Genomic DNA, 13,924 nt, shown 5'->3' on the forward strand with positions numbered 1-13,924 from the left:
GGCCAGTCCAGATCTATGGTGGCCGTGATATTTGTATCCAGAAAATTGTCGCGGGCGGCGGCCACCATGCCGGCCAGCTCCTCACCTGTCTCCCCGGTGCGCCGCAGCAACAAGAGAAAAGCGCCGACTTGCAACGGGTCCGCTTTTCCCCTCAGGATCAAGCCCATGGCGGCACGCGCTTCGTCAAAGGTCAAATGCCGCCACATTTTTGGGCCCTTGCCCAGAATGCGCACATACTCGGCGAACGGATGGTCGGTTGTCATGATTAAAATTCTGTTCCGGAAATTCTAGAAAAAATCGAGCAGGCGTTTCAAATACTCCCGCTCCAGCACATCCCGTGACGGATCGGACAGGCGTCGCTGTACTTCACTGCGGATGGAACGGGTTTTGTTAAAGGCATCGGTTGCCCCTTCCAACACACCAGTGTCCATACCGCGGCCCTGACTGCCTTCTTGCTGTCCAGGCTGACGACCCAAGGGATCTCGGCCTTGGCCTTGTTGCATCCCGGTCGACGGCCCGCCTTGCCCCTGACCATTCTCCATCATTTGCTGGGCCATGGCTTCCGCGCCCTGGCGCATATTCTCCAGCGCCTCGCCTTCGGATTGCTGAGCCCCTTTTCCTTGACCCTGTTCAAGCGATTTGCGCGCCTCATTCATGGATCGTTCAGCCCGGCCGAGGCCTTGTGGGATCTCACCCTTCTCACCCAGACGGCCCATCAGGTCGCCCAACATCTGGCGCAGGGCTTCCTGACCGGTTGCCAGACCCTCCATTCCGTTTTTACCCTGCCCGCCGGACTGCCCAGGATTTTGGGATTGTTCCTGTTGCTGGCCATTTTGTTGAGGCTGAGCATTCTGGTTTTCTTGCGACTGGCGGAAAGTTTCATCCAACAACTCCTGTTGCCGGCGCATCAAATCGCCGAGCTCATTGAGCATCTGTTGCTGGGCTTGCTGGCTTTGCGACGGTTGGCCGCGCTGCGCATTCTGCAAATTCTCCATGATATCCTGCAGCTCGCTTAATAACTGGCGGGCCGCGTCCCGTGCCCCGTTACGGGCAAATTGATCGATTTTATCCAGTAGATTCTGTAATCCGTCACGATTGACAGTTCTGTCATTACTGTTTGGATCCGCCGGAGATTGCGATGCCGTATCCTGTTGCTGAGCCGCTAGTGCTTGCAAAAAATTATCCATAGCCGCCCGCAAATCGTCGACCAATTCCTTGATCTGTGCATCACTCGCGTCGTTGTTAAGGGCTTCCATCAGTGCCTGTTCTGCCGCGCGAAGGGCCGCTTCCGCCATGGAAAGATCGCCATTCTCCAGTCGTAACGCCGTATCCCAAAGCAGGTCAACCACTTCATCGATGGCTTCTTGGCCGCCGCCATGGGTCAGTAAAGACTGAGCCGTCGAGATCAACAGGATGGCAACGAAATCACCGTTGAGAGCTTCGGGTATCAGCGAGATGGCAGCAAGGGCAATAACGGCATTTGGTTTGTTAAGCTCTGGATCGGCCGCAAGATTACGGCGTTGCTCAATCAATGCCTTGGCGATCGGATGGGTGAAGGTCCGTTCAGGCAGGACCATGACAGTTACTTCGGATTGACCTTTTTGGCCAAGAAGATCCTCGACGTACAAGACAAGTTCAACATCAAGTCCGGCCCACGGATGAGCGGTTAAATCGTGATAGCTTTTCCCGACCACTTGCGATGTCCCGCGGCCCGGCGCCGGTAAATTCAACTTAATTTTTTCGTCGGAATTTTTCCGGCTGATTTCAGCCCCAATCTGACTAACCCCGTAATCATCCAGCGCCCTGTATTGAAGATGAAAAGCGGATCGCTCCGTTACTTCAGGGGGGACGAGCAAAGAGATTGTTGGCAGCTCATCCGCAACAATGGTCAGGTTCCACCGCGCCGCGATATCGCCGTCTTTTTCTATTATCAGATCACCCACTGTTGTGAAGGTTGTCTCGAGTTCAAAATTGCGCGCATCAAGCCGGCCAAAATCTAGCCGTTCCGTTCCCTGCACCAATGACGGCGTCCCGTCTTTTCCGCCAAACACCCGGGCGACAAACGTGCTGCCGGTTGGCACCACATATGATAATGCGGGGCCTTCCTTGAGCCTTGTTTCATCGATTTTTAAAAGGATAGGTGCCTGCCCCGTATAGAGCGGTGGCGTAATCCAAGCGGTCACCTCGACCTTTGGCGTCGGCGTACCAAGCGACGGTGTAAAACCCGCGATCAAACGATCTGCTGCCAAGGGTCCCGCAACAACAAATGACAAAAAAGCCAGCAGAACAATCAATGCCCGTATGCCATAAGTATCATCAATACCCATATCCAGCTTAGGAAAACCGGCACGAACGCCTTTGACATTTTTGCGAAGAGATTTTTGATGGATCCGCCACATCCGGCTGGACGCGGTGTTGTTGAAATTTTCCGCATCGGACGTGTCGCCGAGAGATTGCAACGGTCGATGGTTAAGGCGATTACGTCGTTCCAGATAGGCCAACGCCCGCGCCCGTGTTGGGGGCACGAAGGACCGGATCGCCTTATACAGACTGTAGCCAGCGGCACCCAGAAACAGGCAAAGTGCCAGAACATGTAAGAAATCACCGGTGAACGACCAAAGATCCAGCAGCGACAATGCGATCAGCAAACCGGTGAGGCAAAAGAAAATGCGGCCGTGCAGCCAGATACTTTCGATGAGCAGATTAAAACGAGCGATCAAAACCCGCGTCTCAAAGGCTAAGCCATATCCCCCATCATCGCTATCATTCCGGCGCCGCATTCATCCTCTTTTCAGGTCTGCTGCCAAGACGGCAGTATATCAAGCTTTAGCAAGTCTTCCAAGCTCGGTCGGGCCCGGATCACCGCATATTGATCACCTTTCACCAAGACTTCCGGCACCAACGGGCGGGTATTATACGTTGACGCCATGACCGCGCCATAGGCACCGGCACTCCGAAAAGCAACAAGATCCCCATCTTCTAGATAGGGCATGTCTCGTTGCCGGGCAAATGTATCGCCGCTTTCGCAAACCGGCCCAACCACATCCGCCGGCGCATACTCGGCGTTTTTCTGATCCTCGCGGATCGGATCAATCTGATGATAGCCATCATACATGGCCGGACGGATCAGATCATTCATGGCCGCGTCCAGAATAACAAATTTGCGCTCAGTTGCCTGTTTTACATAAATCACTTCGGACACCAGAACCCCGGCATTACCCACAATCAAGCGGCCAGGTTCAAAAATCACCTGGCAACCAAGATTGCCGATGGCTTCGAGGGCTACGGCGGCATAGGCCGCCGGTTCGGGCGGAATATCCGCATCATACGGGATGCCCAAACCACCGCCTAGATCAACCCGGCTAATATCATGGCCCTCGGCCCGCAATTGCTGAACCAGCTCGCGAACCCGGTTGAACGCATTTTTGTAGGGCTCGAGATCTGTTAATTGCGACCCGATATGAACATCAACACCGACAATTTCTATGCCCGGCAAAGCCGCGGCCTCGCGGTAAATGCGGGACACATCTTGCCAGGGAACGCCGAATTTATTGTCCGCCTTGCCCGTGGAAATCTTCGCATGAGTTTTTGCATCCACGTCCGGATTGACCCGGAAGGTGATGGGCGCCGTTTTTCCCATGGAGTGGGCAACCTCACTCAACACTCTGACTTCGGGCTCTGATTCAACGTTGAACTGATGAATGCCGACTTCAAGAGCATAGCGCATTTCTTGCGGCTTTTTTCCAACACCGGAGAAAACAATTTTCTCGGCCGGAATGCCGGCTTCCAGCGCGCGGCGCAATTCACCTTCAGAAACCACATCTGCGCCAGATCCAAGCTCCGCCAGTGTCCGGATAACCGCCAGATTGGAGTTTGCCTTCAATGCATAGCAGACCAATGAGTTCACGCCGTCAAATGCCCCTGAAAAAACCTTATAATGACGTTCCAATGTGGCAGAAGAATAACAATAAAAAGGCGTTCCTACCTCTTCGGCAATGGCGCGAAGGGCAATGTCTTCGGCGTAAAGTTCACCGTTTTTGTACGTAAAATGATCCATTATTCACACTAATTCCGGGCCGCGCCCTTAACTCTTACTTTTTTCGGTTTTCTCGCTATCAGGGACATATTTCGGCGGGTTTTTGATTCCACATGCGCTTAAAGCACTCCCGACAAATAGCAAGACAAGCATAGTGGTAATGACGCGTTTCATGATGTCGCCCCGTTCGCTAATTTATCTTTCCAAGCGGCGATCTGTTCACGAACCCGCACGGGCGCCGTCCCGCCATAGCTCATGCGGCTGGCAACGGAATTCTGTACACCCAGAACGGCAAAAACACCGTCGGTGATTGTTGGTTCGATCGTCTGCATTTGCGCCAAACTCAAATCTTCCAACCCACATCCATTGTCCTCGGCCAGTTTGACCAAAGCGCCGGTAACATGATGGGCATTGCGAAACGGCATATCGAGCTGCTGAACCAGCCAGTCGGCAAGATCTGTTGCCGTCGTAAATCCAGCACCGGAGGCGGCTGTCATCACCTCGCCATTAACTTTGATATCACGGATCATGCCGCTCATGGCAGCCAGGCAAAGCTGCAGGTTATCGGTCGCATCAAAAACCGGCTCCTTATCTTCCTGCATATCTTTGCCATAGGTCATTGGCAGCCCCTTCATCATCATCAGAAGGCTTGTAAAGGCCCCGGCACTCCGTCCGGCTTTCCCGCGGATTAATTCGGCAGCATCCGGATTTTTCTTCTGCGGCATAATCGAAGAGCCAGTAGAAAAGCTGTCGGAGCATTCAACGAACCGGAACTGGGCACTGGACCAGATAACTATTTCTTCTGCCAACCGTGAAAGATGCATGGAGCAAATGGATGCAAAACTCAGGAATTCCAAAGCAAAATCTCTATCTGCAACACCGTCTAGAGAATTGGCCGTCGGCCTGTCAAACCCGAGTTCTCTGGCCGTCATGTCCCGATCAATGGGAAAAGAGGTACCGGCCAACGCTGCGGATCCCAATGGGCTTTCGTTCATTCGCGTACGGGCATCAGAAAGTCGGCTCCGATCGCGACCAAACATTTCCACATATGCCAGCATATGATGACCGAATGTTACAGGCTGTGCCGCCTGCAAATGGGTAAATCCGGGCATTACTGTATCGGCTTCAGCCGCTGCCTGATCTAGCAACGCATTTTGCAAATCTTTCAGCTCGCCATCCAGATGGTCCATGGTATCGCGAACCCAAAGCCTGAAATCCGTCGCAACTTGATCATTGCGTGACCGGGCCGTATGCAAGCGGCCAGCGGCATCGCCGATCAATTCACGCAACCGTGCTTCCACATGCATATGGATATCTTCCAATGCCGGGTCGGTTTTAAAGTTGCCAGCTTCAATCTCACGAAGAATTGTTTGCAATCCCTCCTGTATTTTAACCCCATCCGCCTTAGATATAATATCCTTAGCGATTAACATACTGGAATGGGCCATCGAACCCATTATATCTTGGGCATAGAGCCGACGGTCAAAATCAATAGAGGCATTGATCCGTTCCATAATTTCAGCGGGGCCTTTGGCAAACCTGCCACCCCAAAGCTCATTTGCGCTCATCGTTGGGCTCACTTTGTAACTATTGGACTGTAATTAACATAATGACCAGACATCTAAAATTCTTCGGCTTTCTGATCTTGCTTACATTTACTAGCCTTGGGGCAGGGACATCAACCGCTTTCTCTGAAAATCTTTCGAACTATATAACGGGCGAGATGAAGAATTTTGCGCCGTATGATGAACCACGCCCTTTCAAAGACTTCAGTTTCACCAATGCTGCCGGAGAGCAGGAGCAACTTTCAGACTACCGCGGTAAAGTCATTCTCCTTAATTTCTGGGCGACCTGGTGCGCACCTTGCCGTAAGGAAATGCCCGGCTTAGACCGCTTGCAGGCGGATATGGGTGGCGACGATTTTCAAGTGCTCGCCGTCGGACAGGATCTGCAGGGTATGAAAAAAGTGAAGAGCTTTTTCGAGCGCCTGGGCCTGGAGAATCTGGCTCCCTTGAATGACAAAACTGTTAAATCAGGCCGGGCGGCTGGGGTTTTTGGCCTACCCGCCACTATTCTGCTGACCCGTGACGGTCAGGAAGTCGGTCGTCTTATTGGACCTGCGGAATGGGATGAGCCAGAATCAAAAGCATTAATCCAGCATATTATCTCGGGCTCATGAGCCCGGAGGCGGGCCTTTGCGGCGGCGACTCAGCAAATACAGGCGGAAAAGCCGTTCCACTAACCAGCTTCCGAGGAAATACAGAATAATGCTAGCGACTGTCACAGTCATCAAGTCAAAGGCGAGACCAAAATCTTGTTCCGCATACCCGACATAAAACTGAAACCCAAGAATGGATAAAAATCCACCAGCGGCAACTATGGACACTAAAAGTCGAATTTTACCATCTGTCCAGGGGATTGCCATCAGGCATAAAAAAGAACCAGCCTGAAACGCGGCACCCCAAAGCTGAAGACCAAAGCCTTCTTCGCTCATTCGGCGTCCAGAACCGTTAGGGCAACATCAACCATGGGTCTTAGAACAGTTTCGTTAGGATTAACCTTGCCGATCACCCGAATTCCCTGCATGACGCCTATAAAAAAGGAGGCTAGGTTCGCCGCATCACGTTTTGATTTGAATGCACCTGATTTCTGACCGCGCGCAATCAGGTCCGTAAGGCTGCTTTCCATTTCTTCAAAAAACAATCGAATACGATCTGCGCATTCATCATCTCGGGACGACCGCTCAACGGCCGAATTCGTTATAAAGCAACCTCGGCGTTCCGGATCCGAAACCTGTTTTTGCATAAACAGATAGAGGAATTTCGTCAGAATTTCCCGGGCATCCCCGTCTTTACGAAAGCTTTCGAGGCGCAGTTGGGAATTTGAGCTATATTGATCCAGAGCTTCCAAAAACAAGCTGTGCTTATCACCGAATGTGTCGTACAGGCTGCCACGATTAATGCCCATGCAGTCGACAAGCTCTTGAACAGAAGTGGCTTCATAGCCCTTCATCCAGAAAGCTTGCGTGGCTTTTTCCAAAGCGTCGTCGCGATTAAAGCACTTCGTTCTCGGCATTTTACCTATCGTCCACTCATACGAAACATATCATTCTCGGCCCTGTTATATACGCATTTCGCGTTAAAGCAAAGCTGTCAGCCCTTCTCTATATGTAGGGTATTTGAGACGAATCCCAAGCTCGGCTTTTATCTTTGCGTTACTAACCCGTTTGCTGTCCGCATAAAAGCTTCGGGCCATGGGACTGAGATCAGCCGTCTCGAAGTCCTGTAAGGGAGGTGGCGCCACTCCAAGAAGCTCCGCTGCATAGGCAACGACTTCTTCCGGTGGAGCCGGCGCATCATCCGCAACATTATAAATACTCCCGGGGCAGGGTTTCGTCATGGAAGCCGACAAAATCGCTGCTAAATCCGAAACATGAATGCGCGAAAATATTTGACCAGGCTTTGAAATACGCCGCGCCTTACCATTTTTCAAAGAGACGAGTTGGTTCCGGCCGGGGCCATAAATACCCGGCAAGCGAAAAATGTGGACCGGCATGCCAAATTCATTAAACAGACGAAGCCAGGATTTTTCTGCATCGACGCGTCGTCGGCCCCGATACCCAGAGGGATTGTACGGGCTATTCTCGTCAACCCAATCACCCTCAAGATTTCCATAAACACCTGTTGTCGACAGATAGCCTATCCAGTGCAATGAGGGTAAAGACCGGATCTGCGCCGCCATTACATCAAAAACCGGGTCACCAACTTCATCCGGCGGCACTGACAGCAGGATATGCGTCGCATCTTTTGCCAAGTCTGCAAAATTCTCAACTGGGCAGTCGCGGCGAAATGGATAGACAGAAAAGGTTTCTTGCGGTTTGTCAGTCGCCGGCGATCGCCCTGTTCCCATGACTTTCCATTCAGGAAAGTCATGGGCAAAAGTTCGAGCTGCAAAACCTAATCCAAAACAAAACAATCGGCGGGTCATTGAGGTCCTATTTCTGCAGAGGTTGCTCAGTTCGTCCCAGGACAACATGAGCCGAGACCGTCTGTTTCACAGATACCAGTAATTGCGCACTGGCGCCAGCACCGCCGCTATCTGCAGCAGACTTTACCATCATGGTTTGCGCGCGTGCATTCTCCATATGCATAACCGGACGTTGCTGCACGAAATCAACCATTCGGACGTGGTAGTCCTGACCCGGCATAGCCGTATTCAAACGTGTCGCTTCCGCGACGGCCAAAGTGTAAATATCCGCCCGCAATTTCGAACGCAGTGTCTCGAACTCCGCAAGGGACGGTGTAAAATCAACATTTGAAATACCGACTTTGTAGCCAGGGTTACTCGCATCTTTCGCGCGATCTTGCAGACCCGCAATATTTTTTTCCTGGATACGAGCTTCCGCTGTCACATACCACCGATTTAGGCCCGTTTGATCTAGCCTTTGACTGGAAGAAGTGATCCGCCAATCCACGCCTTTGGCCAAAGCTTCGAGAGAGGAATTAATTTTTGTTTTCAGGGCGTCAGCCGTTTCTTCCTGCTGAACAAGATCGACAAAGACGGAGACCCGTGCCGTATCCGTTTTAGCCCAGCCTTCTGTTGTAAGATTGATTATCACTTGATCCTGAACAGGATATTGATGTCGCATCGTTTCAGCCGATGCAAGTGGCACGAGGCTAAGAAAAGCAATACTCGCTATAACAAATCTATTCATTATTGGTCTCCGTCTATTTATTGGACATAGCATTCGCATCTATGTGTCAATCTCGTCCAAACTAAGGCAGGTCAACTTTGAACGTTTTTTTGACGCGCCCTGCCATCCTATTGATGACATGATTAAATGACTATATGAACCAAGGATGTCTATTTTTAAAGTAATGAACAGAATTTTCCGCATTTGCCTGTTGTCCATCGTCTTTGGGGCAAGCCATATCGCCCTTGGCAGTGCACAAGATCGGGACGAACAGGCAGAGTATAAATCCTGTCTGACGCTGACGACGCGGGAGCCCGAGATGGCTTTCGAATCTGCTTTAGCCTGGCGCGACAAAGGTGGCGGATTTCCCGCACGGCACTGCGCGGCATTAGCCCTTATGGAAATGAAAAAATACCATATTGCAGCTCCTCGCCTCGAAGAGCTCGCGGAAGATCTGCGAGAATCTGGCTCGCCGTTGGTGGTTGCTGTTTTGGGGCAAGCTGCAAATGCCTGGCTGCTCGCAGAAAATCTTCAACGCGCTCAGGCTGTCGCCAGTGCAGGGCTCGAATTTGAGCCGGATAACATTGAATTACGCATTGATCGCGCCCGTGTTTTTGCTCAAACCAATAATTTCAAGGCTGCATTCGATGATCTGGATTATGCATTGAAGCTGGATCCCACAAGAACCGACGCACTTGTCTTTCGCGGAGCCGCCTGGCGGCAACTAGGCAACAACGAACGCGCCCTGGAAGATATCGAGCTTGCATTATCTCTGACGCCCGACTTATTGTCAGGCCTCGTGGAGCGCGGTATTCTTTTTCGGCTTAGTGGCAAGGACAATCTGGCCCGAGCCGATTGGCTTAAAGTCTTGAACCTTTCTCCCTACAGTACCGCTGCGGAAACCGCGCGTATAAATTTAGAAAAGCTGGACGTTAATACAAACAATTAGGCGCTCATCAAGCGATCCTTAAACGGAGCCGGTATTCCAAAGCCTCGGCGACATGGACACGCTTGACCTCTTCGCTTTGCACCAAGTCAGCCAGTGTTCTGGAGACCTTGAGAGTCCGGTGGTACCCTCTTGCGGACATTTTAAATTTTACCATCGCATCCTCTAGCAATCGTTTACCATTTTCATCGAGAACGACAAATTTTTCCAGAACCTCACCATCTATATCCGCATTTGTTCGAAGTTTTATGGGGTGATCAATTTGCTCGTATCGTTGCCGCTGCAACAACCGAGCACGGGATATGCGTTCCGCGACGACACGAGTCGTTTCAGACTGTCTCGGTTGTGTTAAATCCAGCGCGGATACTGCTGGCACGTCCACATGAATATCGATACGATCAAGCATCGGGCCTGATATTTTCGCACGATAATCACGCCCGCATTTTGGCGCACGGGGACACGCCAATGACGGATCTTCCAGATAACCGCAACGACAAGGGTTCATCGCTGCGATAAGCTGCATACGTGCCGGATATGTAACATGCGCGTTAGCACGTGCCACAACAGCTTTGCCCGCTTCGACCGGTTGCCGGAGTGATTCCAGGACCTGACGGTTAAACTCCGGCAGTTCATCCAGAAACAAAACACCCAGATGAGCAAGAGAAACTTCACCGGGTTTTGCTGTTCTACCGCCGCCAACCATTGCTGCAACGGATGCGGAATGATGAGGATCTCGGAACGGACGCTGCCGGCATATTCTTCCCTCTTTCATTTCTCCAGATATACTTGAAATCATGTTGACCTCTAACGCTTCGGCCGCATCCAAGGGTGGCAACAATCCTGGCAACCGTGAAGCGAGCATGGACTTACCCGAGCCTGGCGGACCTGTCATTAGTAGATTGTGCCCTCCGGCAGCGGCGACCTCAAGTGCCCTTTTCGCCGATTCCTGACCTTTTATATCCTCTAATCGCAACGGTTGAGGTCCGTCAATAATCTCGCCTTTCTTAGGCGCAGAAAGAACCTGTGTTCCCTTAAAATGATTAATCAAAGCCAGCAAGCTATTCGGGGCAAGTATTTCAAGGTCGCCGGCCCAAGCAGCTTCCGGTCCGCTAGCCTCCGGACAGATAATATCGAGTGAGCGTGCAACGGCCTCTACTGCTGTTGGCAAAACACCGGAAACCGGGTTGCAATGTCCGTTCAGTGAAAGCTCTCCCAGAACATAATAATTTTCCATTTCCTCGCGGGGCAATATACCCATTGCTGTTAAAACGCCCACGGCAATAGGTAAATCGTAATGGGCGCCTTCTTTTGGCAAATCAGCCGGCGCCAAATTGATGGTAATGCGTTTCGGTGGCAGTCCAACCCCGAGTGATGTCAGTGCCGCCCTCACTCTTTCCTTACTTTCCGCGATAGATTTATCAGGAAGGCCAACAATTGTGAAAGCCGGCAATCCAGTTGCCATCAATATTTGCACATCGACTTCCAGGACATTCAAGCCTTGGAAGGCAACCGTTTTTATTGTTGCCTGCATACGCGCCCTGATAAAATTAATACATATAGTAAAACTATTATAGCAAGTATTTCAAAAAATGAAATTCTATAAATATCTGACCGCCATCAATAGTTATTTTATGATCCTTTAAGTCAGTCGTTTTTATTCTTGCGCCCACAACGCTTTATTATAATACTTTAACATTATCATATATAAAGGAGCAGGGCATATGGCGGGTAAATTTGAACTTTATGAAGACAAAGGCGGCGAACACAGGTTTCGCTTGAAGGCAGGTAACGGCGAAAATGTTGGCGCCTCTGAAAGCTACAAAGCTAAAGCCAGTGCCCTAAACGGTATTGAATCAGTAAAAAAGAACGCTGCAAACGACGATCGTTTCTCTGTCTTTGAAGGCAAAAATGATAAATGGTATTTCAACCTGAAAGCCGGAAATCATGAAGTTATCTTGTCCAGTCAGGGTTACAGTAGCCAAAGCGCGGCCGAAGATGGTACGGGCGCCGTACAACGCGCAGCAGCGGATGCAAGTGTTGACGATCAAACTGGCTAATTAATGACACGTTGTCGACAGGGTATCCTGATAATTCAGGAAATTTTCTCTTCCAAGCAATCCCAGATTGTCGCCTCAAGTTTGACGCCGTCATAGCGGTTTATTTCTTGAAGTCCTGTCGGCGACGTAACATTAATTTCGGTAAGATAATCGCCAATCACGTCGATCCCCACAAAAATTAATCCTTGCTCTTTCAAAGCGGGACCAATAGTAGCGCAAATATCTCTTTCACGAGAGGTCAGTTGAGATTTTACCGCTTTTCCGCCCACATGCATATTGGACCGGACCTCACCTTTTTGGGGAATCCGGTTAATTGCACCGACGGGCTCTCCATCTACCAAAATAATGCGCTTGTCTCCTTGGCGCACCTCCGGCAGATACTTCTGAACTATCATCGGTTCACGGTAAAACTCCGTAAACATCTCGCAAAGTGCGGAGAGATTCTCGTCATCTGGCTTTAAATGAAAGACACCGGCCCCGCCATTCCCATACAGCGGCTTAATAATAATATCTTTATGCTCCGACCGAAAATTTTTGATTTCATCAAGGTTCGTCGAAATCAAAGTCGGCGGCAAAATACCGTCAAAATGGGTAACGAATAATTTCTCCGGGGCGTTTCGGACACTGACGGGATCATTCACGACAAGAGTTTTGGGATGGATGTGTTCCAAAAGATGCGTCGCCGTAATGTAGGACATATCAAAGGGTGGATCCTGACGCATCAGGACGACATCCACTTCGGTCAAATCTACACGTTCCACGTCGCCTACGGTAAAATGGTTACCCCTCTTTCGGGCTACTGTTATCGGACGTGCGGATGCGATAATTTGGCCGCTCGAAAAAGAAAGATCTTGCGGGCCATAATGAAGAAGGCTATGGCCACGCGCCTGCGCTTCTAAAGCAAGAACAAAAGTGCTGTCTCCATCAATATCAACATCTTCGATGGGGTCCATTTGAAGGGCAACGATTAAACTCATTATTATTCGCTCTTTACTTTAGGTAATTGTCCGCCGATTTCATATTGCTCAGATGGGTGCGAAATATATTCGCTACAACGATATTGTTCAAGATTTTGCGTAGAGAGCGCTTTTCAGTTGAACATAACTGACAATACTCCGCACGCCTGAGATTTCCTTCGCATGGGCTTCAACCCTATCGAGCTCTGCTTGATCCTGCGCAACACCCATTAAATATACGACTTTTCCCACGGTCTCGACTGTGTAGTTAATATTCATAATTTTAGTGTCTGCAAGTAGTTGGTATTTCAGCTTTGTTGTAATGAGTGCATCTGAGGCGAAACTGGGACTCTCACCTTGGCCTTTTACCGTCGTTCGATTATGAACTTGCTTCACACCCTGAACACTCCAGGCAATACGAGCCAATTCAATACGATCATCTGGCGTTGGCACCTGACCCGTGATCAACACAATACCATCATTCACCGTCGTTGCTGTATCGGTGAACAAAGGTTCGCTTTTCTCAAATATTTTGCCTTTAATTTGTGTACTGATACTGGCATCATCCACAATTGTTCCAACAGATCTTTCTTCAGCAACAGCCACGCCTGTTGCGGCAGCGCCACCAAGAATCACTCCGGCACAACCGGATAGAAAAGACATTGCAAAAAGCGAAAAACAAATAAACGCAACAATTTTCATGACATCTTACCTTCTTCGTTTTCTAGAACCGCAGTTGGGCTTTCGTTGGCTACTATAGCTCCTAAATTCGGATGTTAAAACACTCGAAATAAGACAATCACCATGCATTCTCAATATGGCGTGGTAACTTCAAGAATGACGTCACAAGCAAAACATCCATCCGCAATGAAAAAGCACTAAATTTTGGCCTTTCCATGACGAATGCCTCCAAAGCCTTATTAATGCGATGTCTTTGCCGTGCAGAAACCGAATATAGTGCAGCCTCCATCTGGCGCCGCGATTTGACTTCAACCGCGACAAGAAGATTGTTGCGCCGGGCAATTATGTCAATTTCTCCAAACGGTTTCCTGTAACCACGTGCTTCAATGTGATAGCCCTTGCAACGAAGATAAGTCGCCGCCAGCGTTTCGGCGGCGCGCCCCTTAAAGTAAGCGTGTTGTCGAATTTGCCTTTGTTTGTCTTTTAGCAATTGCGCCAAATTTTTGCCCTACTTAAATGTTTGCTTTAGGGGGCTTCGAATTTTAGTTAAACTAT

General features: G+C 50.1%; 14 protein-coding genes and 1 pseudogene. 3 read left to right on the forward strand and 12 right to left on the reverse strand.

The window, feature by feature from the left end; genetic code table 11:
• The 4 genes and pseudogenes from V7723_RS06485 to argH form a co-directional block, all read right to left on the reverse strand.
• A pseudogene (locus V7723_RS06485) lies at positions 1 to 263 on the reverse strand (glycosyl transferase family protein); the annotation flags it as partial.
• Between the two features lie 24 nt (positions 264 to 287).
• Positions 288 to 2,780 (reverse strand): TIGR02302 family protein, encoded by a 2,493-nt coding sequence (locus tag V7723_RS06490; protein WP_335683631.1) that lies wholly within the window; start codon positions 2,778 to 2,780, stop codon positions 288 to 290.
• Positions 2,781 to 2,791: 11 nt separating this feature from the next.
• Positions 2,792 to 4,057, reverse strand: coding sequence for a diaminopimelate decarboxylase (gene lysA, locus V7723_RS06495; RefSeq protein ID WP_335683632.1), 1,266 nt, complete (start codon positions 4,055 to 4,057; stop codon positions 2,792 to 2,794).
• Positions 4,058 to 4,206: 149 nt separating this feature from the next.
• Positions 4,207 to 5,604 (reverse strand): argininosuccinate lyase, encoded by a 1,398-nt coding sequence (argH, locus tag V7723_RS06500; protein WP_335683633.1) that lies wholly within the window; start codon positions 5,602 to 5,604, stop codon positions 4,207 to 4,209.
• Between the two features lie 41 nt (positions 5,605 to 5,645).
• Here argH and V7723_RS06505 point away from each other — a divergent pair, with 41 nt between their 5' ends.
• Positions 5,646 to 6,215: a TlpA family protein disulfide reductase gene (locus tag V7723_RS06505; protein ID WP_335683634.1), complete on the forward strand. Its 570-nt coding sequence runs from the start codon at positions 5,646 to 5,648 to the stop codon at positions 6,213 to 6,215.
• Here the strand turns inward: V7723_RS06505 and V7723_RS06510 are convergent.
• The 4 genes from V7723_RS06510 to V7723_RS06525 form a co-directional block, all read right to left on the reverse strand.
• Positions 6,210 to 6,530 (reverse strand): hypothetical protein, encoded by a 321-nt coding sequence (locus V7723_RS06510; protein ID WP_335683635.1) that lies wholly within the window; start codon positions 6,528 to 6,530, stop codon positions 6,210 to 6,212. The two genes, V7723_RS06505 and V7723_RS06510, sit on opposite strands and share 6 nt — an antisense overlap.
• Positions 6,527 to 7,111, reverse strand: a complete 585-nt coding sequence (locus V7723_RS06515; protein ID WP_335683636.1) for a TetR/AcrR family transcriptional regulator — start codon at positions 7,109 to 7,111, stop codon at positions 6,527 to 6,529. Before V7723_RS06515 ends, V7723_RS06510 begins: the two co-directional genes overlap by 4 nt.
• A gap of 63 nt (positions 7,112 to 7,174) precedes the next feature.
• Positions 7,175 to 8,023, reverse strand: a complete 849-nt coding sequence (locus V7723_RS06520; protein WP_335683637.1) for an SDR family oxidoreductase — start codon at positions 8,021 to 8,023, stop codon at positions 7,175 to 7,177.
• 7 nt (positions 8,024 to 8,030) lie between these two features.
• Entirely contained in the window at positions 8,031 to 8,750 is a 720-nt protein-coding gene (locus V7723_RS06525; RefSeq protein ID WP_335683638.1) for an SIMPL domain-containing protein, read from the reverse strand.
• A gap of 145 nt (positions 8,751 to 8,895) precedes the next feature.
• On the opposite strand from V7723_RS06525, the gene V7723_RS06530 reads away from it, so the two are divergent.
• Positions 8,896 to 9,678 carry a tetratricopeptide repeat protein gene (locus V7723_RS06530; RefSeq protein WP_335683639.1) on the forward strand — a complete coding sequence of 261 codons (783 nt, stop codon included), beginning with the start codon at positions 8,896 to 8,898 and terminating at the stop codon, positions 9,676 to 9,678.
• 7 nt (positions 9,679 to 9,685) lie between these two features.
• On the opposite strand, the gene V7723_RS06535 is transcribed toward V7723_RS06530, so the two are convergent.
• The gene (locus V7723_RS06535) at positions 9,686 to 11,206 is read right to left on the reverse strand and encodes a YifB family Mg chelatase-like AAA ATPase (RefSeq protein WP_335683640.1); all 1,521 of its coding nucleotides are present in this window, start codon (positions 11,204 to 11,206) and stop codon (positions 9,686 to 9,688) included.
• 190 nt (positions 11,207 to 11,396) lie between these two features.
• On the opposite strand from V7723_RS06535, the gene V7723_RS06540 reads away from it, so the two are divergent.
• Entirely contained in the window at positions 11,397 to 11,732 is a 336-nt protein-coding gene (locus V7723_RS06540) for a YegP family protein (protein ID WP_335683641.1), read from the forward strand.
• Between the two features lie 35 nt (positions 11,733 to 11,767).
• Here V7723_RS06540 and gshB read toward each other — a convergent pair whose 3' ends face one another.
• The 3 genes from gshB to V7723_RS06555 all read right to left on the reverse strand — a co-directional run bounded on the left by gshB (position 11,768) and on the right by V7723_RS06555 (position 13,868).
• Positions 11,768 to 12,709: a glutathione synthase gene (gene gshB, locus V7723_RS06545; protein WP_335683642.1), complete on the reverse strand. Its 942-nt coding sequence runs from the start codon at positions 12,707 to 12,709 to the stop codon at positions 11,768 to 11,770.
• 87 nt (positions 12,710 to 12,796) lie between these two features.
• Complete coding sequence (locus V7723_RS06550) at positions 12,797 to 13,390, reverse strand: BON domain-containing protein (RefSeq protein ID WP_335683643.1); 594 nt, start codon at positions 13,388 to 13,390, stop codon at positions 12,797 to 12,799.
• A gap of 97 nt (positions 13,391 to 13,487) precedes the next feature.
• Entirely contained in the window at positions 13,488 to 13,868 is a 381-nt protein-coding gene (locus V7723_RS06555) for a YraN family protein (protein WP_335683644.1), read from the reverse strand.
• Between the last annotated feature and the right edge of the window lie 56 nt (positions 13,869 to 13,924).

This window comes from Sneathiella sp. (assembly GCF_036960985.1).
Classification (GTDB): Bacteria; Pseudomonadota; Alphaproteobacteria; order Sneathiellales; family Sneathiellaceae; genus Sneathiella.

What these genes read in the sequence shown, in the direction of transcription:
- V7723_RS06505 (WP_335683634.1), top strand. Translation starts at nt 5,646, where the DNA reads ATGACCAGACATCTAAAATTCTTCGGCTTTCTGATCTTGCTTACATTT.
- argH (WP_335683633.1), bottom strand. Translation starts at nt 5,604, where the DNA reads ATGAGCGCAAATGAGCTTTGGGGTGGCAGGTTTGCCAAAGGCCCCGCT.
- V7723_RS06530 (WP_335683639.1), top strand. Translation starts at nt 8,896, where the DNA reads ATGTCTATTTTTAAAGTAATGAACAGAATTTTCCGCATTTGCCTGTTG.
- V7723_RS06510 (WP_335683635.1), bottom strand. Translation starts at nt 6,530, where the DNA reads ATGAGCGAAGAAGGCTTTGGTCTTCAGCTTTGGGGTGCCGCGTTTCAG.
- gshB (WP_335683642.1), bottom strand. Translation starts at nt 12,709, where the DNA reads ATGAGTTTAATCGTTGCCCTTCAAATGGACCCCATCGAAGATGTTGAT.
- lysA (WP_335683632.1), bottom strand. Translation starts at nt 4,057, where the DNA reads ATGGATCATTTTACGTACAAAAACGGTGAACTTTACGCCGAAGACATT.
- V7723_RS06535 (WP_335683640.1), bottom strand. Translation starts at nt 11,206, where the DNA reads ATGCAGGCAACAATAAAAACGGTTGCCTTCCAAGGCTTGAATGTCCTG.
- V7723_RS06540 (WP_335683641.1), top strand. Translation starts at nt 11,397, where the DNA reads ATGGCGGGTAAATTTGAACTTTATGAAGACAAAGGCGGCGAACACAGG.
- V7723_RS06525 (WP_335683638.1), bottom strand. Translation starts at nt 8,750, where the DNA reads ATGAATAGATTTGTTATAGCGAGTATTGCTTTTCTTAGCCTCGTGCCA.
- V7723_RS06550 (WP_335683643.1), bottom strand. Translation starts at nt 13,390, where the DNA reads ATGAAAATTGTTGCGTTTATTTGTTTTTCGCTTTTTGCAATGTCTTTT.
- V7723_RS06520 (WP_335683637.1), bottom strand. Translation starts at nt 8,023, where the DNA reads ATGACCCGCCGATTGTTTTGTTTTGGATTAGGTTTTGCAGCTCGAACT.
- V7723_RS06515 (WP_335683636.1), bottom strand. Translation starts at nt 7,111, where the DNA reads ATGCCGAGAACGAAGTGCTTTAATCGCGACGACGCTTTGGAAAAAGCC.
- V7723_RS06490 (WP_335683631.1), bottom strand. Translation starts at nt 2,780, where the DNA reads ATGCGGCGCCGGAATGATAGCGATGATGGGGGATATGGCTTAGCCTTT.